This window comes from Pontixanthobacter aestiaquae, assembly GCF_009827455.1.
Taxonomy (GTDB): Bacteria; Pseudomonadota; Alphaproteobacteria; order Sphingomonadales; family Sphingomonadaceae; genus Pontixanthobacter; species Pontixanthobacter aestiaquae.
Genome location: NZ_WTYZ01000001.1, coordinates 795,239 through 817,760, shown reverse-complemented (window position 1 = coordinate 817,760; position 22,522 = coordinate 795,239). Strand labels below are relative to the sequence as shown.

Annotated in this window: 27 protein-coding genes; 15 read left to right on the top strand and 12 right to left on the bottom strand. The window is 58.1% G+C overall.

Going from position 1 to position 22,522, the window contains the following annotated elements:
• The 3 genes from GRI35_RS03835 to GRI35_RS13680 all read left to right on the top strand — a co-directional run bounded on the left by GRI35_RS03835 (nucleotide 1) and on the right by GRI35_RS13680 (nucleotide 2,314).
• Nucleotides 1–438 (top strand): rhodanese-like domain-containing protein, encoded by a 438-nt coding sequence (locus GRI35_RS03835; protein ID WP_160612951.1) that lies wholly within the window; start codon nucleotides 1–3, stop codon nucleotides 436–438.
• Nucleotides 439–499: 61 nt separating this feature from the next.
• Complete coding sequence (locus tag GRI35_RS03830; protein ID WP_160612950.1) at nucleotides 500–1,018, top strand: rhodanese-like domain-containing protein; 519 nt, start codon at nucleotides 500–502, stop codon at nucleotides 1,016–1,018.
• Nucleotides 1,019–1,099: 81 nt separating this feature from the next.
• On the top strand, nucleotides 1,100–2,314 hold the full coding sequence (locus GRI35_RS13680) for a hypothetical protein (protein ID WP_202390500.1): 1,215 nt from the start codon (nucleotides 1,100–1,102) through the stop codon (nucleotides 2,312–2,314).
• A gap of 610 nt (nucleotides 2,315–2,924) precedes the next feature.
• Here the strand turns inward: GRI35_RS13680 and ruvB are convergent.
• Nucleotides 2,925–4,001, bottom strand: coding sequence for a Holliday junction branch migration DNA helicase RuvB (gene ruvB / locus GRI35_RS03815; RefSeq protein ID WP_160612949.1), 1,077 nt, complete (start codon nucleotides 3,999–4,001; stop codon nucleotides 2,925–2,927).
• 62 nt (nucleotides 4,002–4,063) lie between these two features.
• On the opposite strand from ruvB, the gene GRI35_RS03810 reads away from it, so the two are divergent.
• Nucleotides 4,064–4,399, top strand: a complete 336-nt coding sequence (locus GRI35_RS03810; RefSeq protein WP_160612948.1) for a GIY-YIG nuclease family protein — start codon at nucleotides 4,064–4,066, stop codon at nucleotides 4,397–4,399.
• A gap of 43 nt (nucleotides 4,400–4,442) precedes the next feature.
• Here the strand turns inward: GRI35_RS03810 and GRI35_RS03805 are convergent, their stop codons facing one another.
• From GRI35_RS03805 to ruvA, 3 genes are read right to left on the bottom strand one after another with little or no spacing between them, the layout of a single operon-like run.
• Nucleotides 4,443–4,994, bottom strand: a complete 552-nt coding sequence (locus GRI35_RS03805) for a DsrE family protein (protein ID WP_160612947.1) — start codon at nucleotides 4,992–4,994, stop codon at nucleotides 4,443–4,445.
• 14 nt (nucleotides 4,995–5,008) lie between these two features.
• Nucleotides 5,009–5,371 (bottom strand): hypothetical protein, encoded by a 363-nt coding sequence (locus GRI35_RS03800; protein WP_160612946.1) that lies wholly within the window; start codon nucleotides 5,369–5,371, stop codon nucleotides 5,009–5,011.
• Nucleotides 5,368–5,976 carry a Holliday junction branch migration protein RuvA gene (gene ruvA / locus GRI35_RS03795; RefSeq protein WP_160612945.1) on the bottom strand — a complete coding sequence of 203 codons (609 nt, stop codon included), beginning with the start codon at nucleotides 5,974–5,976 and terminating at the stop codon, nucleotides 5,368–5,370. The genes GRI35_RS03800 and ruvA overlap by 4 nt, the downstream gene beginning before the upstream one ends.
• Nucleotides 5,977–6,453: 477 nt before the next feature.
• On the opposite strand from ruvA, the gene aroC reads away from it, so the two are divergent.
• Nucleotides 6,454–7,521, top strand: a complete 1,068-nt coding sequence (gene aroC / locus GRI35_RS03790; protein ID WP_160612944.1) for a chorismate synthase — start codon at nucleotides 6,454–6,456, stop codon at nucleotides 7,519–7,521.
• Nucleotides 7,522–7,532: 11 nt separating this feature from the next.
• Here the strand turns inward: aroC and GRI35_RS13800 are convergent, their stop codons facing one another.
• The 3 genes from GRI35_RS13800 to GRI35_RS03775 form a co-directional block, all read right to left on the bottom strand.
• Nucleotides 7,533–7,958, bottom strand: coding sequence for a Smr/MutS family protein (locus GRI35_RS13800; RefSeq protein WP_290258946.1), 426 nt, complete (start codon nucleotides 7,956–7,958; stop codon nucleotides 7,533–7,535).
• Nucleotides 7,959–8,167: 209 nt separating this feature from the next.
• Entirely contained in the window at nucleotides 8,168–9,343 is a 1,176-nt protein-coding gene (gene mltA, locus GRI35_RS03780) for a murein transglycosylase A (RefSeq protein WP_160612942.1), read from the bottom strand.
• A 7-nt stretch (nucleotides 9,344–9,350) separates the two neighbouring features.
• Nucleotides 9,351–10,010: a Tim44/TimA family putative adaptor protein gene (locus GRI35_RS03775; protein ID WP_160612941.1), complete on the bottom strand. Its 660-nt coding sequence runs from the start codon at nucleotides 10,008–10,010 to the stop codon at nucleotides 9,351–9,353.
• A 251-nt stretch (nucleotides 10,011–10,261) separates the two neighbouring features.
• Between GRI35_RS03775 and secB the strand changes: the two genes are divergently transcribed.
• The 7 genes from secB to GRI35_RS03740 all read left to right on the top strand — a co-directional run bounded on the left by secB (nucleotide 10,262) and on the right by GRI35_RS03740 (nucleotide 15,833).
• The gene (gene secB, locus GRI35_RS03770) at nucleotides 10,262–10,786 is read left to right on the top strand and encodes a protein-export chaperone SecB (RefSeq protein WP_160612940.1); all 525 of its coding nucleotides are present in this window, start codon (nucleotides 10,262–10,264) and stop codon (nucleotides 10,784–10,786) included.
• A 28-nt stretch (nucleotides 10,787–10,814) separates the two neighbouring features.
• On the top strand, nucleotides 10,815–12,386 hold the full coding sequence (gene murJ, locus GRI35_RS03765; RefSeq protein ID WP_160612939.1) for a murein biosynthesis integral membrane protein MurJ: 1,572 nt from the start codon (nucleotides 10,815–10,817) through the stop codon (nucleotides 12,384–12,386).
• A 36-nt stretch (nucleotides 12,387–12,422) separates the two neighbouring features.
• On the top strand, nucleotides 12,423–13,451 hold the full coding sequence (gene trpS / locus GRI35_RS03760; protein ID WP_160612938.1) for a tryptophan--tRNA ligase: 1,029 nt from the start codon (nucleotides 12,423–12,425) through the stop codon (nucleotides 13,449–13,451).
• 142 nt (nucleotides 13,452–13,593) lie between these two features.
• On the top strand, nucleotides 13,594–14,310 hold the full coding sequence (locus GRI35_RS03755) for a DUF4136 domain-containing protein (RefSeq protein WP_160612937.1): 717 nt from the start codon (nucleotides 13,594–13,596) through the stop codon (nucleotides 14,308–14,310).
• Nucleotides 14,311–14,399: 89 nt separating this feature from the next.
• Complete coding sequence (locus GRI35_RS03750) at nucleotides 14,400–14,825, top strand: response regulator transcription factor (RefSeq protein WP_160612936.1); 426 nt, start codon at nucleotides 14,400–14,402, stop codon at nucleotides 14,823–14,825.
• 93 nt (nucleotides 14,826–14,918) lie between these two features.
• Nucleotides 14,919–15,446, top strand: a complete 528-nt coding sequence (locus GRI35_RS03745) for a DUF4199 domain-containing protein (RefSeq protein ID WP_160612935.1) — start codon at nucleotides 14,919–14,921, stop codon at nucleotides 15,444–15,446.
• 15 nt (nucleotides 15,447–15,461) lie between these two features.
• Nucleotides 15,462–15,833: a VOC family protein gene (locus GRI35_RS03740; protein ID WP_160612934.1), complete on the top strand. Its 372-nt coding sequence runs from the start codon at nucleotides 15,462–15,464 to the stop codon at nucleotides 15,831–15,833.
• 19 nt (nucleotides 15,834–15,852) lie between these two features.
• Here GRI35_RS03740 and GRI35_RS03735 read toward each other — a convergent pair whose 3' ends face one another.
• The 3 genes from GRI35_RS03735 to GRI35_RS03725 are packed head-to-tail and all read right to left on the bottom strand — an operon-like array spanning nucleotide 15,853 to nucleotide 18,249.
• On the bottom strand, nucleotides 15,853–16,194 hold the full coding sequence (locus GRI35_RS03735; protein WP_160612933.1) for a hypothetical protein: 342 nt from the start codon (nucleotides 16,192–16,194) through the stop codon (nucleotides 15,853–15,855).
• The gene (gene dut / locus GRI35_RS03730) at nucleotides 16,194–16,640 is read right to left on the bottom strand and encodes a dUTP diphosphatase (protein ID WP_160612932.1); all 447 of its coding nucleotides are present in this window, start codon (nucleotides 16,638–16,640) and stop codon (nucleotides 16,194–16,196) included. Before dut ends, GRI35_RS03735 begins: the two co-directional genes overlap by 1 nt.
• Nucleotides 16,633–18,249 (bottom strand): bifunctional phosphopantothenoylcysteine decarboxylase/phosphopantothenate synthase, encoded by a 1,617-nt coding sequence (locus GRI35_RS03725; RefSeq protein ID WP_160612931.1) that lies wholly within the window; start codon nucleotides 18,247–18,249, stop codon nucleotides 16,633–16,635. Before GRI35_RS03725 ends, dut begins: the two co-directional genes overlap by 8 nt.
• 138 nt (nucleotides 18,250–18,387) lie before the next feature.
• On the opposite strand from GRI35_RS03725, the gene GRI35_RS03720 reads away from it, so the two are divergent.
• The gene (locus tag GRI35_RS03720) at nucleotides 18,388–18,792 is read left to right on the top strand and encodes a DUF4345 family protein (protein WP_160612930.1); all 405 of its coding nucleotides are present in this window, start codon (nucleotides 18,388–18,390) and stop codon (nucleotides 18,790–18,792) included.
• Here the strand turns inward: GRI35_RS03720 and ubiB are convergent.
• A complete protein-coding gene (gene ubiB / locus GRI35_RS03715; protein ID WP_160612929.1) occupies nucleotides 18,789–20,345 on the bottom strand; it encodes a 2-polyprenylphenol 6-hydroxylase in 1,557 nt (518 codons plus the stop codon). The two genes, GRI35_RS03720 and ubiB, sit on opposite strands and share 4 nt — an antisense overlap.
• A 4-nt stretch (nucleotides 20,346–20,349) precedes the next feature.
• Nucleotides 20,350–21,081 carry a class I SAM-dependent methyltransferase gene (locus GRI35_RS03710; RefSeq protein ID WP_160612928.1) on the bottom strand — a complete coding sequence of 244 codons (732 nt, stop codon included), beginning with the start codon at nucleotides 21,079–21,081 and terminating at the stop codon, nucleotides 20,350–20,352.
• Between the two features lie 55 nt (nucleotides 21,082–21,136).
• Here GRI35_RS03710 and mutM point away from each other — a divergent pair, with 55 nt between their 5' ends.
• Together mutM and rpsT are read left to right on the top strand one after the other, a co-directional pair.
• A complete protein-coding gene (gene mutM, locus GRI35_RS03705) occupies nucleotides 21,137–21,952 on the top strand; it encodes a bifunctional DNA-formamidopyrimidine glycosylase/DNA-(apurinic or apyrimidinic site) lyase (protein ID WP_160612927.1) in 816 nt (271 codons plus the stop codon).
• 288 nt (nucleotides 21,953–22,240) lie between these two features.
• Nucleotides 22,241–22,501, top strand: coding sequence for a 30S ribosomal protein S20 (gene rpsT, locus GRI35_RS03700; RefSeq protein ID WP_160612926.1), 261 nt, complete (start codon nucleotides 22,241–22,243; stop codon nucleotides 22,499–22,501).
• Nucleotides 22,502–22,522 lie beyond the last annotated feature (21 nt).

Sequence of the window (22,522 nt, the reverse complement as noted above, 5' to 3'; positions counted from 1 at the left end):
ATGCAAATACGGGCATCGATCATCGCTGCTACGCTTGTTCTGTCGGGTTGCGGCTACGCCAGTGATGCGCTGGTGCCGAAAACCGTTGCAGGCGAGGTGGGCGAGGCCGAGGTCGCTTTCATCAGCCCGGCAGAGCTCGCTAATTTGATTGAGCAGAACAAGGTTGTGCTTATCGATGTTCGCACGCCCGCCGAGTTCGGTGAGGCCAGATTGCACGGCGCGCTCAACGCGCCGCTGCAAACCTTTGACCCGGCGACGATCCCGATGGAGGCTGAACGCGAGACGATCTTATATTGCCGTTCAAGTGGCAGATCTGGTCGTGCTGCGACAATTCTCGCCGACCACCACCAAGTTAAGATCCGCCACTTGGAAGGTGGTATCCTTGCTTGGCAGGAAGCTGGATTGCTGACGATACCTGAACCGGCTGAAGCCGAATAATTGACGTTCAGTGCGGATACAGTGAGGCCGGAGCAGCTTCTCCTTTTGATGGGAGAACACGATGCGCACTCTAACTTTGGCAATTGTTGCAACCATTATCTCCGCAACACCGGTGGTCGCGCAACTGGCTGACCCGCAAATCGATTATAATGCGTTCGTCAAACTGACGATCGAGCTGGCCGAGGTGCGTGAGGCACACAGGCTACCGCTCAAAGAGTTTACCGAACGATCGCAGGCCGAACGAGCTATCTTGCTTGACACACGATCCGCTGCAGCTTTCGCTGAAGGTCACATCGCAGGCGCCATCAACCTGCCATTCTCCGACTTCACGGATGAGAAGCTGGCCAACGTTCTGGGCGCAGATCAAACCCGCCCAATTTTCATTTATTGCAACAACAACTTCAGCGACAACATCCGACCAATCGTCAGCAAGCGCGCACCGCTGGCACTAAACATCCCGACATTCATCAATCTGCACGGATATGGCTACACCAATGTGTGGGAGCTGGCCGATGTGATCCCAACATCAGAACTCGATTGGGTCAGTGCCGAAAAACCAGAACAAACATCCGGTACATAGAAAAAGGGCAGCTCCGTCGCTCTTTCAAGCTGGGAGCCGCCCCTTAGTCTGGAGTTCCGAAGCGGCGGTTAGGCCGCTTTCGTGAGTTTGAACTTCTTGCGTCCGAGGACTGCTGCAGTAGCCAACCCGAATAGGATCATCATCGGAGGTGCTGGAACCGGAGTTCCGCCCGTAGTCGAAGAGCTGGACGAAGACGAACTGCTTGACGACGATGAGCTAGAGCTGCTGCTTGATGACGAGCTACCCGAAGAGCTGCTGGTCGAGCTGGTCATGTTGCCCGAGCTGGTTGCACCGCCCGAAGAGGAAGAGCTGGAGCTCGACGACGAGGAAGAACTGCTCGACGAAGAACCGCTCGATGTTGCGCCGCCGGTGGTTCCGCCCGAGCTTGAGGAGCTGGAACTGCTTGACGATGAAGAGCTGCTAGAGCTCGAACCGGTTGATCCGCCATTGGTGCCGCCGGTAGTGGTCCCGGGATGGCCGCCCGAAGTGTTGCCCCCGTTGGTGCCGCCGTTGCTACCGCCCGACGAAGACGAGCTAGAGCTAGAGGACGACGAGGAACTGGAGCTGGACGAACTGCTGCTCGACGATGAGGCGTTGTTGCCGCTTGAGCTGGAAACGTTGCCTGAAGAACTCGACACGTTACCGCTAGAACTCGACACATTACCCGACGAACTGGAGACGTTACCCGAAGAGCTGGAGACGTTACCCGAGGAGCTGGATACACCGCCAGTCGATGAGGACACATTGCCCGAAGAGCTGGATACACCGCCGGTCGAGGACGAGACATTGCCGGAGGAGCTAGTGCTGCTGATTCCGCCGGTTGATGTCGAAACGCCGCCAGTCGAGGTGCTGACACCGCCAGTGGTCGTGCTGCTGCCGCCCGAGCTTGATGTCGAAGAGACATTGCCCGAAGTGCTGCTGATGCCGCCAGTCGTACTGCCGCCCGTGGTGCTGGTGACACCGCCGGTCGAGGTCGAGGTGCCGCCGCTAGTGTTGTCGATATCGATATCGATCACGATACCGCTGGAGCTGCCCGATGTGCCATTACCGCCCGAAGTCGATGTCGAGCCACCCGAAGTAGAGGTCGATGTGCCGCCGCTACCACCGCTGCTGATACCGCCCGATGTGGTTGTGGTCGAGCTGACGACAACGCTGCCGCCCGAGCTACCGCCGCCACCGAAGAAGCCGCCAAAGAAGCCGCCGCCGAAGCCGCCGCCAAAACCGCCGCTTCCGCCGATTACGGTTACGCCGCCGCTGCTACCGCCTTGGAAAGGAGGCTGCGGCGGGGGTGCATAAGGAGCCGGAATTGCTGCCAGAGCCATTTGATAGGCAGGCGCACAGCCGTCGACTTGTCCGTCTACGTAGGCAGTGCCGCCCGCATAGGCACCTCCTGTATAGGCACCGTCGACGATGCCGCCATGAGCAATGCCGCCAACCGGCTGGCACTCGACTTCGCGGCGCACGATCCGGCGCTTGCGAGGTTCGGTGCGCACGATGCGCTTGCGCGTTGTCGGACGCTCTTTAATATAGCGTACGGGCTTCGCTTTGACCGAGCGCGGCTGCGACTTAACCGATTTGTAAGTCGGGTTATCCGTAACCGGGGTTTCGGCGACGTGCACCGCACCACCTGCTAACAGCGCGCCGCCTGCTGCTGTCGCAGACAATTTCGCTAGGGCCATTTTTACCGACATGGGCAAACTCTCTTGTTACTCTCGGGATGTTTGGAGAGCAGCGGGTCTGCCTCCATTCAATTCCCTCGCACAACAACAAGCGCCTGGACCCCTTAACCGGCAATCAAATTAACCATGAAAAACCGCCGATTCGGAAAATTTCCGAGCGATGAACGGCGCGATTCCGCGACTTGTCCCACAATGGAACCGAAATCGTGCCAAACCCTACCGCACTGTTAACTTTCTCCATCGAACAAGCCCGTTTGCGACGTCTCCGGCCCCGAATCACTTTTGCCGTGATTCGCAGGGTTACCGGAGTTGGGGGGCGCCTCCATATCGAGATGCTTCCAGGCCAAATCATTGAGGCAGCGGCCGCGTGCCGTACGTGCAACCAAACCTAGCTGAATGAGGAAAGGCTCGACCACTTCCTCTATCGTATCGCGCGGTTCGGCGAGGCCGGCAGCAAGCGTTTCAACGCCGACCGGACCGCCTTTGTAGATGTCTGCAATCATCATTAGATAGCGCCGATCCATCGCATCCAGACCCAACCGATCGACTTCCAAACGGGTGAGCGCTTCATCGGCAATCTTCGCCGAAACCACACCATCACCAGCGACATGCGCAAAGTCGCGGACTCTACGCATCAGACGCCCGGCAACGCGCGGAGTGCCCCTCGCGCGGCGCGCAATCTCGCGCGCGCCCGCAGGCTCAATGGCCATGTCGAGCAGCTTGGCGCCGCGTTTGACGACGCGCTCAAGCTCCTCCTCGGTATAGAAATTGAGCCGCACCGGAATACCGAACCGGTCGCGCAGTGGCGTGGTTAGTAAGCCCTGCCGCGTGGTCGCACCAACCAGCGTAAACGGCGGCAAATCAATCCGCACGCTGCGCGCAGACGGGCCTTCGCCGATAATCAGATCGAGCGCGCGGTCCTCCATCGCCGGATAGAGCACTTCCTCGACCACCGGATTAAGCCGGTGAATCTCGTCGATAAACAGGACATCGCCTTCTTCGAGATTGGTCAGCAGCGCCGCCAGATCACCCGCTTTGCCAATGACCGGGCCCGATGTGGCGCGAAAGCCGACGCCCAATTCCTTGGCCACGATCTGCGCCAGCGTGGTTTTGCCGAGGCCAGGAGGGCCAAAAAACAGCACATGATCCATCGCCTCACCGCGCGATTTCGCGGCCTCGACGAACACCCGCAAATTATCCCGCGCCGCCTCCTGCCCGATAAATTCGGTCAGCGATTTTGGACGCAGGGCTGCGTCTTGATCCTCGGGCTGGCGCTCAGGGGAGAGGTCGGAATTATCGGTCACAAGCGCCCTATACTGTCATGCTGAACTTGTTTCAGCACCCATTTTTCGCCAATCTCCGCTGTATGCAATTTGACAAACAGCCCTGCGTCTACATTCTGGCGAGCCAGCCGCACGGCACCCTCTATATTGGGGTCACTTCCGATCTGATTACCCGCCTTGGCCAGCATCGAGACGGGGCAGCATCCGGCTTCGTCAGTCGCTACGGAGTGAAGCAACTTATGAGGTTTGAAATGTTTGATGACATGCAAATGGCTATCTCTCGCGAAAAGCAGTTGAAGCGTTGGCATCGGCAATGGAAGATCAATTTGATTCAAAGCGAAAACCCCGATTGGCACGATCTGGGACCGGGGTTAGGCTTTGAACCGATTACCCCGCGCGACCCGCCAAATGGGTCCTGAAACGAGTTCAGGATGACGATTTGCAAAGATCGTGCACGGTTATTCAAAACGGGTTCACCGTATAGCCGCGCTGTTGCAGCAGCGCATGCGCGGTCATAGCTGATAGCGCGGTTTCCACGCCGGGGATCAGATCAGCTTGCTCGATCCCGTAAGCCGCGCCGCTCTGGCCGCAGAGGATAAAGCGCACACCGTGATCGAGCATTGCGCGGATCATGGACGAGGACGGGTTAGTATCCCCCTTGCCCTTTTCTGCCCATGCTGCATCGCTCAGCAAGTCCATCGACGCCTTGCCATGGACCACCACCGCAATGCGGATATTGTCCGGATCGACGCCCGCGGCGACATGCATATTGATGAACCGCGCCGCGCTTTCAAACCCGCGATTGCGGCCTTTAGTTTGGGCGCCTTCTTCCGCCGGGTTCGCCACATCGAATGCGACCGAAAATTCGGTATCGGCAGGGACATTCTCAATCCCCTCAATCGGCGCATGCGGCCCGAAATCTTCAAACACCGGGCCGGTCTTGAAATTGCTCAAATCCTGCGCCGCAGCCGGAACCGCAACCAGCATTGCCAAGACCAATATAACGTATCGCATTACGCGCGCCTCCTTCACGAACTCTTTTTTATCAAATGAGCAAGCAGGACAACACCTGCGGCAGCAACGCACTGATAAATGGGCAAGATCACATAGGCTAAGCCTGACAACGCATCGACGTCTGGTCCATAGAACGCGCGCCAATACATATAAAAGCCAACTGCTCCCAACAATACTGCGCCAATCGCCGTTAGTGCGCCACCCTCTCGCTTCAAAGCGAGCATGGCAATCGGAGCAATCATCCAAACACAAACCACGAGACCGAAGAACACGCCGAAAACCTCGTCGATACTACCCGTAGCGATGAGGAGAAGAGCACAGCCTAGCGAATAAACCGTGATAATTGACCAGCGCAATGGACCGAGCGCTGCCATCATCCCGCCGCCTTTTTCAGCGCCACCCGGATCAGATCGCTTTCGCTTGCGCCGTCGCCCAATTCGTCTTGTGCAGCGGCCACGGCGCGCGACGCAACCAGAGGTTTGAAGCCGAGATTCTCCAGCGCGCTCAGCGCATCGGCACTTGCTTTACTCACCCGGGTGTTGACACTTGTGACACTGTCTCCGCTCATTTCGACAGGAAGCGCACCGGCCTTGTCTTTCAGCTCGTTGACGATCCGCCCGGCCAGCTTCGGCCCCACGCCATTGGCGCGCGCGACCATGGCAGCGTCGCCATTGGCGCAGGCGGTTTGGACCTCTGCGGTCGAAAGCGCCGACAGGATCGCCAGCGCAACTTTGCTGCCCACGCCCTGCACCTGTGTCAGCAAGCGGAACCAGTCCCGCTCCGATGCCTCGGCAAAGCCAAGCAAGCGCATATCGTTCTCGCTGACTTGCAGATCGGTGTAGATCGTACGCGCCTCGCCCACTTCGCCCATGGCAGCCAGCGTCTTGGCCGAGCAGTGGACCAGATAGCCGACGCCGTGAACGTCGAGCACTGCCCAGTCGGTGCCGGTTTCGTCGAGCAGGCCTTTTAGCTTAGCAATCATACGTTACTTTCTGCGCTACCGTTTCGCTATTTGAGCGCGTTCTGTTCCTGCCCTGCCGCGAATCATTTGGCCAGCGGTAACCGCATCGTTCAGCCTTCCATCCCCAAGCCTGAATGCTTGGAACATGTGGAACAGGGTCTGGATTGGAAATATTCGTCACAGCGTGTGGGCTAGTGCTGGTTGTTGAAGTGCTTGATCTGCCGCAAAAAGTCATGCGGTGCTTTTCGCAATTTTGGTGGGTGTAGGAAAGTGCCGGGCGGTTACGGTTCGCGCAAAGGCGCTAAGGCGCGAGGAGATCGCGAACGCGGCGTAGCCGCACACAAGACGCAAACTGACCCGCCACTCTCAAGGTTGGAAATGGGAAACGGCTTGGCCGCGGGGAAATCAATCTTCGCGCCTTGGCGCCTTTGCGCGAACCAATAATTCCTACACTCTCAACGATTGGACATGCCCGCAAAGATTCGCCAAAGCTTCAGCATGAGCTGGAACACTTTTGGACGCGTTTTGCGCTTCACGACTTGGGGCGAAAGCCACGGACCCGCGCTGGGCGCGGTGCTCGACGGTTGCCCGCCGGGATTGGCGCTGAGCGAAAGCGATATCCAGCCATTTATGGATGCGCGCAAACCCGGCCAGTCGAAATTTACCACGCAGCGCAAAGAGCCTGACCAGGTCAAAATCCTTTCGGGCGTGTTCGAGGGACAGACCACCGGCACCCCGATCAGCCTGATGATCGAGAATGTCGATCAGCGCAGCAAAGACTATTCCGAAGTCGCGAAAGCCTATCGCCCGGGCCATGCAGACTACGCCTATGATGCGAAATACGGTTTCCGCGATTATCGCGGCGGCGGGCGTAGCTCGGCCCGCGAAACGGCGGCGCGCGTTGCAGCGGGTGCGGTGGCGCGACTGATCCTGCCCGACGTGAAAATCACCGCCTATGTCAGCCAGATCGGCGACGATGAAATCGACCGCTCGGCGATGGATTTTGCCGAGATTGGCAACAATCCGTTCTTTTGTCCCGATGCCGCGGCGGCGAAGCGCTGGGAAAAACTCGTCGACGATGCGCGCAAGGCCGGATCATCGCTCGGCGCGGTGGTCGAATGCGTGGCTGAGAGTGTCCCCGCGGGCTGGGGCGCACCCGTCTATGCCAAGCTGGATGCGGACCTCGCAGGCGGGATGATGAGTATCAATGCAGTCAAAGGCGTGGAAATTGGTGACGGTTTCGGCGTGGCCAAACTATCGGGCGAGCAAAACGCCGATCCCATGCGCGCCGGCGACAATGGTCCCGAATTCGAAGCCAATCATGCGGGCGGTATCTCGGGCGGCATCTCGACCGGGCAACCCGTTGTGTGCCGCGTCGCCTTCAAGCCGACCAGTTCAATCCTGACTCCCGTCGACACAATCGACCGCGATGGCAATAACACCGAAATCCGCACAAAGGGCCGCCACGACCCTTGCGTCGGCATTCGCGGAACGCCGGTGGTCGAAGCGATGATGGCACTGGTGCTGGCCGATCACAAAATGCTCCACCGCGCGCAATGCGGTTGACCGCCCGCTAGCTACCGGTTCCGCCGCAGCACAATATAGAGCGCGCCCTCTCCGCCGTGTTTGCGGTGGGCTTTGCGGACAGCAGCGATGGAATCTGCGTGATCCCCTGCCGCGAGCCAATCGAGGATTTTGGCGCGGATCACACCGCGTTTGTTGGCCCGGTCTGCGGCCTCGACCGGACGCGGCCTGCCAGTGATGACGAGCACCAGCCTTGCCTCCATCGCTCTCGCCTGCCGCATCCCGCGATCAAGCCGCTCATAGGCGGCGTCGACGAAGTGATCGTGCAGATCGAGCGTGTAGTCCGGGGCGATACTGCCCGCTTTCAGCTTCTTGTCCCAATGGGAGTCTAGGCTGCGATGCGCGAAACTCCGCTTTCCTCCCGCTCGAGGGGGAGGGGGACCAGCCGCAGGCTGGTGGAGGGGCTGGTGGAGAGGCACCCGCCGACTTTGAGACTCTGACGGATTCGATTCATGCCGCGGGGAAACGTGCGGAGTTTCGTTGGCTTTTCTCGGGAGGCCTGACCTTGCCCCTCCACCATGCTTCGCATGGTCCCCCTCCCCGAAACGGGGAGGATTAAGCGGGGTAACCGAGGATGCCAGATGCGCCCAAGCCGCTTCTTCCTCGGCAGTCAGGCCGCGCGGCAATCTCACTTGCTATTGAGACGTTTGACGGTGCCTTTGGGCAGCAGAATATAGGCTGTTCCGCGCCCGCTCATCCCGCCGGCAATAATGCGCGCATCTTCGCCAGCCCCCCAGAAGGTATCGAAACGGTTCGCCCCTTTGATTGCACCGCCGGTATCCTGCGCAATCCACAATCCGTCAGCAACATCGCGGTCCAGATCCAGCCATACGGGCGCTCCGTAAGGTACGAAGCGCGGATCGACCGCGACCGAACTCTCGCGCCGCACAGGCACGCCGATCGAGCCGAGCGGACCATCCCCGGTCAGCTCGCGGAAGAAAATCCAACTCTTGTTGAGCCGCATCAGTTCTTTGCCGTCTTCAGGATTCTCGCGGATATATTGCATAATGCCCTGCATTGAACCGGCATATTGCCCCGGCCCCTCGCCGAGCAGGCCTCGCTCGCGCATTACGCCTCCGATACCGGTATAACCGCGCCCGTTCTGACCGGCATAGCCTATCCGCATGACAGACCCATCGTCCAGTTGTAGCCGCCCGGAGCCCTGTATCTGCAAGAAGAACATTTCCACCGGATCAGCAGCATAGGCAATCTCCAACCCGCGCCCTTCCAGTGCGCCTTCTTCAATTGCGGTGCGGTCGTAATATTGGACAAAGTCACCATTATCATCGATCCGGCCGAGTGGTGGACGTCCGGTGCGGTCGGCCTCTGGCGTGCTGTCCGGCCATTTGCGGATCAGATCGTCGGGCAACGCATAAACTGGCACCTCACAGCCCGGCTTGCGCGTACGGCACCCGCGGATTTCGGGCTCGAAATAGCCCGTTGCGAAAGCCTCGCCCGAACCAATCCGCGCTGTTTCGAAATAGGTCTGGAAGAAATTCGTCGCACTGCCAGTCGCGGCCGGCGCAGCATCACATGCCGGCTGCCAATCGCTCGGCCGGGTCAATCCAGTCCTGTCCTCGCGCCGAAGCAAAGCCGGGCAAGATTCTATGAAAGACCGTAGGCCAGCCTCGGCATCGTTCATGCCCAAACCAAAGCTACTCACTGCCGGACCAGACTTTACACCAGCGAGCCGTGCGCTGGTAATATCAATCGGATCCGGCGTACTTTCCGGAACAAGTCTTCCGCATGCTGCCAGTAGAGCCAAAGAGCCGAACGCTATAATGGCCCGTGGCAGTGACTGCATGGCGTGATCAGCCTTCGTCGGTTTCGTCGAGCAGCCAGTTCGGATCGGAGGAATTCACATCGCGCATGAAGGTCCAGATGTCGCGGCTTTCAACCGCATCATCGAGCGAACCGGCGATCATAGTGCCATCTTTGTCATACGTGACCGCTGCGATATCGGCAACAAAACGCACAGCGACGCGGGCCATTGTTCCGTCGAGCGAAGCGCGGTCGATTACCGCTTCCTCGATCCGGATCAAACGGTTGTCGAGCCGTTCACCAGCTTCTTCGCGCGCAGTGATCGCACTGTCGAAACTTTCATAGACATCATCGTCGCACAGCTCTTTCAGAGTCTCACGGTCGCCTTTCCAGAACGCTTCAAGAACCATTCCGTAAGCGCCCTTTGCGCCTTCAAGAAAGCCGGTGATGTCGAACCGGCTATCCGCCGCCGCAATATCGCGAACGCCGCGCTCTACCGCGGGGATCACATCGGGCATACCGTCAAACTGCGATTCTGCATTGGGTGCAGAATTGCGCTGCGGCACCGCTGCTGGCGGCGGTGGCTGCGCCGGATCGAAGCGGTTGGGAATTGATTCCTCTTCATGCTCGGCACGGCGGCCCAGCACAGAATAAAGACGCAGACCCAAGAAGGCTGCGATCATAGCGAGGATAATGATTTCAAAAATCACGATAAATACCTGTTTTGCGACATTCGGGGCGGAGCCTAAGCGCTCTTATCCCTAATCTATTACCATTCCTGCCTTAAATAGGGACTGAATACAAATGAACAACGCCAATTTGCGGTTTTTACGGGCTGTTTGCGAGGGCATAGCCTGACCAGGTGCGTGACACGTTGCGGGGGCAGCGCTTGAATGCTAGGCGCGCGGCCAAGCTCGCAACATGCGAGCAGCAACCTAACCAGAATGAAAGACTAAACGATATGGCCGACGAAGGCGACGTACTAACCGACCTGAATATGGACCCTGCACCCAATGGCGAAGATACCAGCCCGGTTGCCGGGATTATCTCGCAATATGTGAAGGATCTTTCGGTTGAAAATCCACACGCACCGGAAAGTTTCCAGTGGACAGACCAGCCGCATATCGATCTCCAATTCAACATCGGCGCAAAGCCGATCAATGAAGAAATCCACGAGATCGAACTGAAAGTGAATGTCACTGCCAAATGCGAAAAAGGCAGCGCTTATCTGATCGAGCTGTCCTATTGCGGCCTCGCCGGAATGCGCAATCTACCGGACGAGCAAATGCATGCGTTCATGTATGCCGAAGCTCCGCGCCTGATGTTCCCGTTTGCACGCCGCGTTATTGCCGATGCATCGCGTGATGCCGGTTTCCCGCCGCTGACGCTCGATCCGATCGACTTTAACGGCCTGTATGTGCAGCAATTGCAGCAGAAGGCCCAGCAAGACGCCGAAGCTGGCGGCGCGCCAGCAGGCAACGCGTAAGCGACTGGATGGTAGCGGGCGCTAGACGATGAGCCTGCTCAAAAACGTCGGAACTATCGGCGGTCTGACTGCGGTCAGCCGCCTGTTCGGCTTCGTGCGTGACATTCTTGTTGCGCGCGTGCTGGGTGCGACTGCCATGGGCGATGCGTGGCAGCTCGCCTTCATGCTGCCCAATATCTTCCGGCGTTTATTTGCCGAAGGCGCCTTTGCCAGCGCTTTTGTTCCGCTGTTCAACCGGCGGATGAAAGAAGACGGCGATGTCAGCGAGGCACGCGCTTTTGCCGAAAACGTGCTGGCGGTATTGTTACCAATCCTGATTGTCTTCGGCGCAATTGCGCTGATGGTGATGCCATGGGTGGTCGAATATTTCGCCCCTGACGGCTTGGCTGAAGACGGCGATAGCCTGGCTATCGCAACAATGATGGCGCGGATCACTTTCCCCTATCTGCTGTTTATGAGCCTCGCGACCGTGTTCGCCGCTGTGCTCAACAGCTTGTCGCGCTTTGCGGCCGCCGCCGCTGCGCCGATCCTGCTCAATATCTGCCTGATTGCGGCGCTATCATATGGAGCAACGCTCGACGGCAGTATTGCCGCGCGCCGCGAAACCGCGACATTCATGGCCTATGCGCTGTCGCTATCGGGCTTTCTGCAATTGGTGTGGCTCATTCTATGGATGCGCAAAGCGGGCTTCCGGATCGGTCTGGTCGCGCCCAAGGTAACCAGCGGTGTGAAGGAATTGGGCATTCTGGTGGTCCCGGCAATCTTCGGCGCGGGCGTTTACCAGATCAGCCGCTTTATCGACCTGTTCTTCCTCTCAACTTTGCCCGTGGGAAGCTACACCTATCTCGCCATGGCGGACCGTTGGAACCAGTTACCGCTCGGCATTATCGGAATTGCCCTCGGCACAGCAATCTTGCCCGCTCTGTCGCGCTATTTGTCGCGCGAGGAAAGTGAAGAGGCACAGCGCCTGCAATCCAACGCGGTCGAATTGGCGATGCTGTTGACTGTGCCTGCCGCAGTGGCGTTGTTCATAACGGGGAGCGCGTTTACCCGCGTATTTTTCGGTGGCGGCGCCTTCACCAATGAGGATGCACTCATCACCGGCACGGTAGTTTCGGGGCTGGTCATTGGTTTGCCCGCCTATGTCTTAATCAAAGTGCTCACCCCGAATTTCTTCGCTCGGAAAGATACGCGCACGCCGGTTTACACCGCAGCGGCGTCGCTCGTGGTGACAGTCGGGCTGAATATCGTACTGGTTCCAACTTACGGCGTTCTCGCATTGGCAATTGCTGGAGCAGTCGGCGCATGGTGCAATGTGACGTTGCTCTACATCATTCTGGTCAAACGAGACTACTTCCATCTGACTGGGCGAATTGTCGGAAGGCTCGCCCGGATCGCGGCGGCGGCGGCAATCATGGGCGCGGCATTATGGTTCACTATGCCAGTGCTCGATCCCTACTTCTCGGGCAGCTCTGTCGAGAAAGCCGGTAGCATCGCAGCGGTGGTGCTGACCGGCATCGTCTCCTTTGGAATTGCCGCGATTGCATTGGGAGTGCTTGACCGCGCGACGATTGCTCGGCTTATGCGGCGCCAGGGCTGAGCACACCGCTTCGCCCACCAACATTTAGGACAGATAATGCGAGTCGTTTCTGGCATCCAACCCACAGGCAACCTCCATCTCGGCAATTACCTCGGTGCGATTCGCAATTGGGTGAAAATGCAGGATGATATTGCTGCCAGCGGAGAAGAGGGCAGCGAATGCCTGTTCTTCCTCGCAGATCTCCACGCGATCTCGATGCCGCATGATCCGGCCGAGCTGAAAGCTGGTACTTTGGAAATGGTCGCGGCGTTGGTTGCGTGCGGGATCGATCCGGACAAATCGGTCTTGTTCAATCAGGCGCAGGTTCCGGCCCACGCCGAATTGCAATGGCTGCTGACGGGTACCGCACGGATGGGCTGGCTCAACCGGATGACGCAGTTCAAGGACAAGTCCGGCAAGAACCGCGAAGGTGCGAGCCTTGCTCTGTTCAGCTATCCCGTGCTGCAAGCTGCCGATGTCCTGCTCTATCAAGCGACACATGTGCCTGTGGGCGACGATCAGAAACAGCATCTCGAGCTGGCCCGCGACATTGCACAGAAATTCAACAATGATTTCTGTGAAGATGACGCGCCAGTCTTCACTCTACCCGAGCCCTATATCCCGCCGCAGGCTGCGCGGATCATGAGCCTGCGCGATGGCAGCGCGAAAATGAGCAAATCGGATCCGTCGGAAATGAGCCGGATCAATCTGTCCGACGATGCCGACACGATCATGAAGAAGGTCAAAAAGGCCAAATCCGATGCAGATGCGTTGCCATCTGAAGCGGGCGGGCTGGAAGGCCGTCCCGAAGCGCTCAATCTGGTCACTATCTATGCCGCGATCACCGGCAAAAGCGTAGAGGCGGTACTCGGTCAGTTCGGAGGCGAAGGCTTTGGAAAGTTCAAGCCCGCGCTCGGTGAAGTGCTGGTGGAAACGCTCAGCCCCATCTCCGCCCGCTTCCGCGAGCTCAAGGAAGACCGCGAATCGCTCGACGCGATTCTCGCCCGCGGTGCAGCCAAAGCACGCGAGCGCGGCGCCAGGACGCTCGACAATACATACAAGGCATTGGGGCTTGTTCGCGGCTGACTGCACTGAAAAGTAAACGTTTTTTGGCCCAAACTGTTCAAAGTCAGTTCAGACGCAGCCTTTACAATATGGGCGGTAAGTGACAGCCATAGTGTGTCTGGGGACGCCGCGCTGGCACTCAGAATTCGAAAGGGCGCATCACATGTCGAATAAGACACCAACGAAGAAACGCTTCGCAAAAATGGCCATGGTACCATTGCTGTTGGTCAGCCTTGGCGCATGTGCGACAAGTGGCTTCAACGCCGATGTATCGCGTTTCCAGAGCCAACTCCCGGCACCGCAAGGCCAGACCTTTGCCGTTGTCGCCGATGATCCGGCGCTCGCTGGCGGGCTCGAGTTTTCGCTCTACGCCGATCTGGTTGAAGCACAGATGGCACGGCTTGGTTATGTGCAAGGCACGCCCGAGACCGCCAATCTGCTGGTTCGTTTCGATTACGGGGTCGATAACGGCCGCGAGCGGGTTCGCTCGACCGGGTTCGCAGATCCGTTCTATAGCGCGTGGGGGCCATACCGGCCGTTCTACCGGTCGCGTCTCGGTTACCACAACCGCTTCTATCGCCGCAGCCGCCTCGGTTTTGGAGGCGCATGGGGCTACGGCTTCTATGATCCCTGGTTCGGCGGGCCGGAAGTACGTAGCTACACGGTGTACACCAGCGGCGTGGATATGAAGATCGACAACGCAGCAGACGGCACCCGCCTGTTTGAAGGTAAGGCCGAAGCGGTCTCGACCTCCAACCGCCTGCAGTACCTGGTCCCCAATCTGGTCGAGGCGATGTTCACCGACTTCCCAGGAAATTCGGGCGAGACACTGCGTATCTCGATCAAACCGGAAGAAACCAAAGTTCGCCGCGTGAATTGAGACGGCGCCTTTAGATTAAGATTTGGAAGGCGGGCTGGAGACGGCCCGCCTTTTCTTTTGTTTGCGCCGGTGGCAAACGCTCCATAATCATGTCCTCGAGAAATTGGCACACTCTAGTACTATATGCGGCTCTTTTTGCTGTCGCAGCCTTCGCGCTTAACTGGTTCGAATACGGCCATCTCACCGGCAAGTTCGGGACAGACGCTTATATCGCGTTTCTTGCGCTCGCGTTCATATCGCTCGGCGTATGGGTGGGCAATCGGCTGACACGAAAAGCCGCTCCACAAGGTTTCGAGCGCAATCACGCTGCACTCCGCTCGCTTAAAATTTCCGACCGAGAGCTGGAAGTGTTGGAAGCAATTGCGAGCGGAAAAACCAATAAAGAGATAGCGCGCGCACTCGATATCTCGCCCAATACCATCAAAACTCACGTTGCCAGCCTGTTCTCTAAACTGGAAGTCGACCGGCGTATGCGAGCAATCGAAAAAGCCAAATCGTTGCAGCTAATCGCCTGAATTCGCCGATTTCGAGGCAAATCACCCATGAGGGTGATTGTTGATCTGTCACGGCTCATCCATCGGTAGAGACGACGAATCGAGGAAAGCCTGATGTTGAGAGCAATGGTAATTTACGGCGTCATGTCTGGCGTGTTGGTCATATTGGCGATGCTGGCTGGCATCACCACAGGCGGTAATGCCAGCTTTTTCGCCAGCGAATATTTTGGCTATTTGATAATGATTGTCGGCATGTCGATGATCTTTGTCGGTATTAAACGCCATCGCGATTTAGAGTTCGGAGGAGTGATCAGCTTCCTCCCAGCTTTCGGAATGGGTTTGGGCATCTCTGCCATAGCAGCGGTGATGTATGTCGCGGTTTGGGAAGCCTATCTCGCAAGCACCGATTTCAGATTCATACATGATTACACTGCAGGATTGATCGAAGCGAAACAGGCAAACGGCGCTGACGCGCGAACCATGGCCTCATTCATCGCAGAAATGGAGGAGCTGAAAACCTCGTACGCAAAGCCGCACCACCGCTTGCCGATGACATTCATGGAAATCTTCCCGGTCGGTTTCATAATTTCATTGATCTCAGCCGCCCTTCTTCAAAATCCAAAGATTCTGCCCGCACGCTAAAACCAGGAGTACGTTATGAAACTAGGTGCCTTTTCTATCAGCTTAGCCGTCAAGGATATCGCCGCTTCCAAAGCGTTTTACGAGCAGCTCGGCTTCGAGAAATTTCACGGCGACGAGAGTCAAAATTGGGTCATGCTGAGAAACGGGGAGACGGTGATTGGCCTTTTCCAAGACATGTTTCCGTCCAACGTCCTAACCTTCAACCCCGGTTGGGATCAAAAGGCCGAAATTCTCGATTCATTCGATGACATTCGCGTCATTCAGGCGTCGCTCAAGGAAGCGGGCGTCAATCTCGACAGGGAAGCCGATCCTTGCGAAACCGGTCCGGCGCATATCGCTTTGACTGATCCCGATGGAAATTCGATCCTGATCGATCAGCACGTCTAACCGTGATGGTGCCAACCTGCTATTTCTTCTGCCGCTGCCAATGGCGCACGGCAGCAATGCCTACACCGATCGCGACCGAACCGATCAAGAAGGCGCTCGGGAATGTGAGAGAGGCCGTATTCGCGCCGTCGCTCATGCTCTGCTCGATGAGATCCAGACCATAATTTCCCAGATGAATAGCCCCGGTCAACAGCAGGAACGCGCCGATCATATTGCGCGGATCGAGCGGTCCCCACGCTGTCCGCAGGCCGATAAAGCGCAAGATACGTTCAGACAGCCATACAAGCAGAACAATCCAGATGAGTAAGCCCAGCAGAAGCAAAAGCAAGCCGCCCGCGCTCATCGCTCCAAGATCGAACATTAGCGCCCCGTCGACCCGAAGCCGCCAGCGCCGCGTTCGGTGTCATCCAGTTCGGCGACCTCATGCCACTGCGCCTGCGTCACCGGTGCCAGCACCAATTGCGCCACGCGATCGCCGCGTTTGATCGGGAATGCGTCCGTGCCGTGATTGATCATCAGCACTTTGAGCTCACCGCGATAATCGGAATCGATTGTGCCGGGCGTGTTGGGTACCGTGACGCCAAATTTGAACGCGAGGCCGGAGCGAGGACGGACCTGGATCTCGTACCCATCGGGGATCGCCACTGACAGGCCCGTCGCAACAGCATGCCGCATACCCGGTTCAAGCGTCACGTCCTCGGCAGACAGAACATCCATTCCCGCTGCGCCCGAGGTCGCATAGGCGGGCAGTTCGAGTCCCTCGCCATGCGGGAGCCGTTTTACCTGTACCCCAACCGGATTAGTCATCGTCATCCTCTTTTTCCAAAGCCTCGGCCACGCGCTCTATCAGCGCGCGCGCCACATCGGCTTTTGGCATTTCTTCGAGGCTTTCGACACGGTTAGCGGTGACGATATGCACACGATTATCCGCGCCGCCCATCACACTCTTGCCATCACTCCACGAAACATCATTGGCGACAATCCAGTCTACGCCCTTGCGTTTGCGCTTGGCTTTGGCGTTCTCGATAACGTCCTCGGTTTCGGCTGCAAAACCGATCAGTAGCCCGGGGCGCTTTCCGCCTGCCGCGGTGTTCGCGAGAATGTCAGGGTTCTCGGTCAACATCAGTGCCGGCGGCGCAGAGCCTCGCTTCTTGATCTTTTCTTCGGACGTATCCTTGCTGCGCCAATCGGACACAGCCGCCACCATAATCGCTGCATCAGCGGGCAGAGCTTTCTTCACCGCATCGGCCATATCGCGCGCAGATTCGACATCGATGCGGTCAACCCCGGGCGGTGTATCGAGCCACACGGGCCCAGCCACCAAAGTGACCCGCGCCCCTGCCGCAGCAGCAGCCCCGGCGATCGCAAAGCCCTGTTTGCCTGAAGAGCGATTGGCAATGTAGCGGACGGGATCAATCGGCTCGCGCGTTGGCCCAGCGGTGATCAACACATGCTTGCCGTACAGCGGACGGTGCTCGGGATTTTCATCGAAATCGGGCTGCCCTGCAAGTGGATCATCGCCCACAGCAACCGGCTGCTCGTCCCCTTCGAGTGGCTCAGGCGCAGCCTCGCCCGCTCCGGTCTTCACCGTATGATTGGTCGCTTCCGGATCGGTTGGCGGAGCAGATGATGCGCGGCCCTTCGTTGCAAGAACCGGTCCAGCGCTGTCATCGACTTCGCCCGGTTCTTCCTGAATCTGCTCTTCGGACCATTGCGCTTCAATTTCATCTTCAGTCCGCTTCGGCGTACTGCGCGGGATCAGCGACGATAGCAGGCCGCCCAAACCGCCTCTCGGCTCTGGCTCTGGCTCTGGTTCCGCTTGTTCGACAAATTTGCCGATTTCCTGTGCCCCGACATCGCCTGGATCAACACCGAGCAAATCCGCGATTTCAAGCCAGATCATCTCCGGATCAGGCAAACGGCCCGGGCCAAACTCGCCGCACGCCATCGCGCCGACATCGGGATCGACCACGTGGACACCGGCCTGCTTCAGCCACGCAACATTGCGCTGGGTAGCATCATGCTCCCACATCCGCACATTCATAGCGGGGACCGCCATGACGGGCTTATCGGTTGCAAGGATCAATGTCGTAGCGAGATCATCGGCAATGCCCGTTGCCATCTTAGCCATGAGATCCGCGGTGGCGGGGCAGACGACAACCAGATCGGCCTCGCGGCTCAACTGGATATGGCCCATCTCGGCTTCGTTCTTGAGGTCCCACAACGTCGTATAGACCGGGTTTTCGCTCAGCGCCGCGAGCGACATCGGCGTTACAAATTGCTGGCCGCCTTTAGTGATAACGCAGGTTACTTCCACGCCGCCCTTGCGGATCAGGCGTACCAGCTCGCAGCTCTTATAGGCCGCGATCCCCCCACCCACGACGAGCAGTACCTTGCGGACAGTCCCCGCGCTCATTGCAAAACCCTCATTATCATTAACGCCAGACTAGCGGCGGACGCGCGAAGCCGCCAGCCCTGCCGTTCGGTGGTTAAGTTTTCAGTGGCTGAATATCCTTATCCGCCTATAAACCATGGCCACAAGGGGGACTTCATCATGCGATTATTTCTGACGGCGATCATCTTTTTGGGCGGACTGCTTTTCTGCTTTATCGGCTTGGGATTCCTGATCTCACCCGAATCGCAGGGTGCAGATTTTGGCATCAGCGCGACCAGCAACACCGGGATTGGTGCCATACGCGGCGACATGACTGCATTTTTCATGATTTCCGGTCTGTCGATGCTTTACGGCGCGTGGAAGCGCAATGGCGACATCTTGCTGATCCCGGCATTTATGATGGGATGCGCACTGCTTGGGCGGCTCATAACGATGTTCACCCACGGGACTGATGATCAATTTTTTCAGCCGATGATGGTGGAAGCCGTGATTGTAGTTGTTACACTATTGGGCAGCAGAATCCTCCCGCATTCCGTTGCCGATGGCATCGCCGATGGTGACTAACCGATCCACCCTGCCGACATAGCGCCAAAAATCGTCCCAGCTCCTGCGAGCGCTGCAAGTCCGTACCCAAGCCAGCTGCGCCCTTCGCTGCGGCGTTTTTCCCACATCAGCGGGACATCGGGCAAAGGCGCTTGTTCCGGCGCGCCGCCTTTCGGCGGGAATTGATCCTCGATCCGGCGGATCAGTGCGGGAATGCGCATCAGCGTATCGGTATCTTCCTTGATCCGGTCGGCAATCGCGGCCTCCGGTCCAAGCTCGTCGCGGATCCATGACCGGACATAGGGCGCAGAGGTATCCCACATATTGATCTCGGGATTAAGCTGCGTCGCGATCCCTTCAACCATCACCATGGTCTTTTGCAGCAGCAGCAAATGCGGCTGCGTCTGCATGTCGAAATCACGGGTGATCGCGAACAGACCGTCGAGCATCTGCCCGACGCTGAGCTCACTCACCGGTTTGCCGCGCATCGGTTCGCCAACCGCACGCAGCGCCGTCGCAAATTCGCCTACATCGTGATAGCTCGGCACATATTGCGCCTCGAAGTGGATCTCGGCGACGCGCTGATAATTGCCGGTGGTTAGTCCGTAGAGAATCTCCGCAAGCCAGGCCCGTGCCTGCCGGTTGATCCGACCCATAATCCCGAAATCAATCGCGACAATCGTACCGTCCGCTTTCACGAACAGATTGCCCTGGTGCATATCCGCATGGAAGAAACCGCCGCTGATGGCTTGTGTCAGGAAGGCCAAAACCAGCCGGTTGGCCAGCTCGTCCATATCGTGGCCCGCCGCGATCAATTCATCACGCTTGCTTATCTTGACGCCATCGACCCACTCAACCGTCAACACCCGGCCATTGGTCCGGTCCCAGTCGATATCGGGCACTTCATAACCATCAATCGCGCGCATTGTTTCGGCGAGCTCGCTGGCCGAGGCCGCCTCACGCCGCAAATCAAGTTCGCGATTGGTCCAGCGCTCAAAATTGGCAATAGTCAGCCGCGGGCGCAGACGCTCTGCCTCACCGCCCATCGCTTCCAGATGCGCTGCAGCCCAGTGATAGGTTTGCAAATCGCGTTCGAATTTCTCGCGAATGCCAGGACGCAGGACTTTAACCGCAACATCCTTGCCATCGGTCGTCACTGCGCGGTGGACCTGCGCGATGGAGGCCGCGCCGATGGGCTCGGGATCAATACTGCTGAACAGCGTGTCGATAGGCTGGGCGAAGCTGCTTGCTATGCTCGCTTCGATTTCCGCAAAATCCACCGGCGGCAAATCATCCTGCAGAGACAACAGGTTATTCGCGGCTTCTTCACCGACAATATCGGGCCGGGTCGCCAGCGTTTGACCCAGCTTGATCGCCGCCGGACCAATCGCACGAAAGGCGCTGGCATAGTCGGGTGTTTTGGGCTGGAAAGTCCCGAACCGCGCCAGCCGCACAAGCCGTTTGACCGGGCGCGGCGTGTTGGGATCGGCCTCGATACCGCGCAATGCGCCGTGCTTCGCCAGAGTCCGGCCCCATTTGAGAAGCCGCCAGATATGCGTCACCGGACGAGTCACTGGATCAGATCTTCCAACCCGAATGGATTGCAACCGCACCGCCGAAAATCGGCTCTACCTTGGTCCGGCTAAAGCCTGCATCGCGGATCATCTGTTCGAATTTCGGCATGGGCGGGAAGCGGCGGATCGATTCGGCGAGATAGCGATAGCTTTCCTCGTCCTGCGCGATCAGTTTGCCCATCTGCGGCATGACCTTATGCGAATAGACGTCGTAGATTTCCTTGAAGCCGGGCCATTCCGTGGTCGAGAATTCCATGCAGTAAAACCGCCCGCCATGTTTCAATACGCGGTGCGCTTCCTTTAGTGCCTTGTCGATATGTGTGACATTCCGGATGCCGAAGACGATGGTATAAGCGTCATAGGTGCGCGAGGAGATATCGAGCTCCTCCGCATTTTGGCGCGACCATACCAGGCCATCAATGCCGCGCTCCATCGCGCGCTCAATGCCGACATCGAGCATTTCCTGATTGATATCGGATATTGTCACATCCGCGCCGTGCTCCGCCATGCGGAAGGCAATGTCGCCTGTGCCGCCCGCCATATCGAGGATTTTCTCGCCATGTTGCGGTTTTACGCGGCGGACAAACCGGTCTTTCCACACACGGTGCATCCCGCCCGACATAACATCGTTCATAAGATCATATTTGGCGGCGACTTTGGAAAAGACTTCACCCACCAGCTCGGTCTTCTCGCTGACATCGACGTCTTTGTAGCCGAAAGAAACTGTATCGCTCATGGGGTTGGTCCTTAGGGGCAATTGCGGTGCACGCAAAGGGTGTTAGGGAGCAGCAATGCCTGAATTACCAGAAGTCGAGACAACGGTTCGCGGCCTTGCGAAGTTCCTGGATGGAGAGCGAATCGAGCGGGTCACGCTCAATCGCCCTGATATGCGCAAGCCCTTCCCCACTGATTTGGTCCAGATGGTGACCGGTGCGACTGTAACGGGGTTGGGCCGCCGCGCAAAATATGGTCTGATCCATACCGACCGCAATACGACACTCATATTCCATCTTGGTATGAGCGGCCGCTGGCGGATCGATCCGGAACAGCCCGACAAGCACGATCATCTGGTGATCGGTACTGCGGATCATCAGTTTGCGCTGTGTGATCCACGGCGGTTTGGCTGGGTCGATCTGGTTGCTACCAACGCATTGGACGAGTGGCCGTCCATTGCATCGCTTGGCCCGGAGCCTCTCGGGCCTGATTTGACCGTCGCCCATTTGAAACAGGCCATCAAAGGCAGGTCGCAATCGATCAAACTGCTTTTGCTCGATCAGCGGATCGTGGCCGGTCTCGGCAATATATATGTATGCGAAGCGCTTTATCGGGCCGGTATTCGCCCGACCAAAGCTGGCGGCAAAGTGTCGGCACCGATGCTGGCTAGGTTAATCCCCCAAATCGTTGCAGTGCTTCAGCAATCGATCAAAGATGGCGGATCATCGTTAAGAGACTACGCGCAGCCTGACGGCGAGCTCGGCTATTTCGCAACCCGCTTTGCCGTATATGGACGCGAGGGCGAGCCATGTGACAGGAGCGATGGCGGAACAATCCGGCGAATCGAGCAAGGCGGGCGCAGTACGTGGTATTGCCCGAAATGTCAGAAGTGAGGGGAGCCTTTATGTTTGGCCTCAAGCGCCGGGCGCAAGCTATCCGGCTGGCTGTTTGCAACAGCCGCTCAGGATAAACTGCGCGAAGTGACCGTCAGGGAACGAAAGCGAGGACAGCCAAGTGCCCGGATGGGCACGCCGGCGCTTGAGGCTAAACAAACCAAACAAGGATTGACGACTCACGCCTCCCTCGGTAAAGGGCGCGCTTTCCGGCGGGTAACTGCCGTTTCCGAACGAACCAATTAAAGAATTCCGGCCGCTCTTGTGGCGGCCCGATAAAGGACAGACATGGCCAATACTCGGCAAGCCCGTAAACGCATCCGTCGCAACGATCGCCGCGCTGAAATCAATGGCGCGCGCATGAGCCGCATCCGCGGTTTCGTGAAGAAAGTCGAAAGCGCCATCGAAGGCGGCGACAAGACAGTTGCAGCGGAAGCTCTTAAAGTCGCTCAGCCTGAGCTGGCGCGTGGTGTAGCCCGCGGCGTGATGCACAAAAACACTGCGGCACGCAAAATGTCGCGCCTCTCGAAGCGAGTAGCAGCCCTCTGATTCGGTCCATGGTGGAGCGAT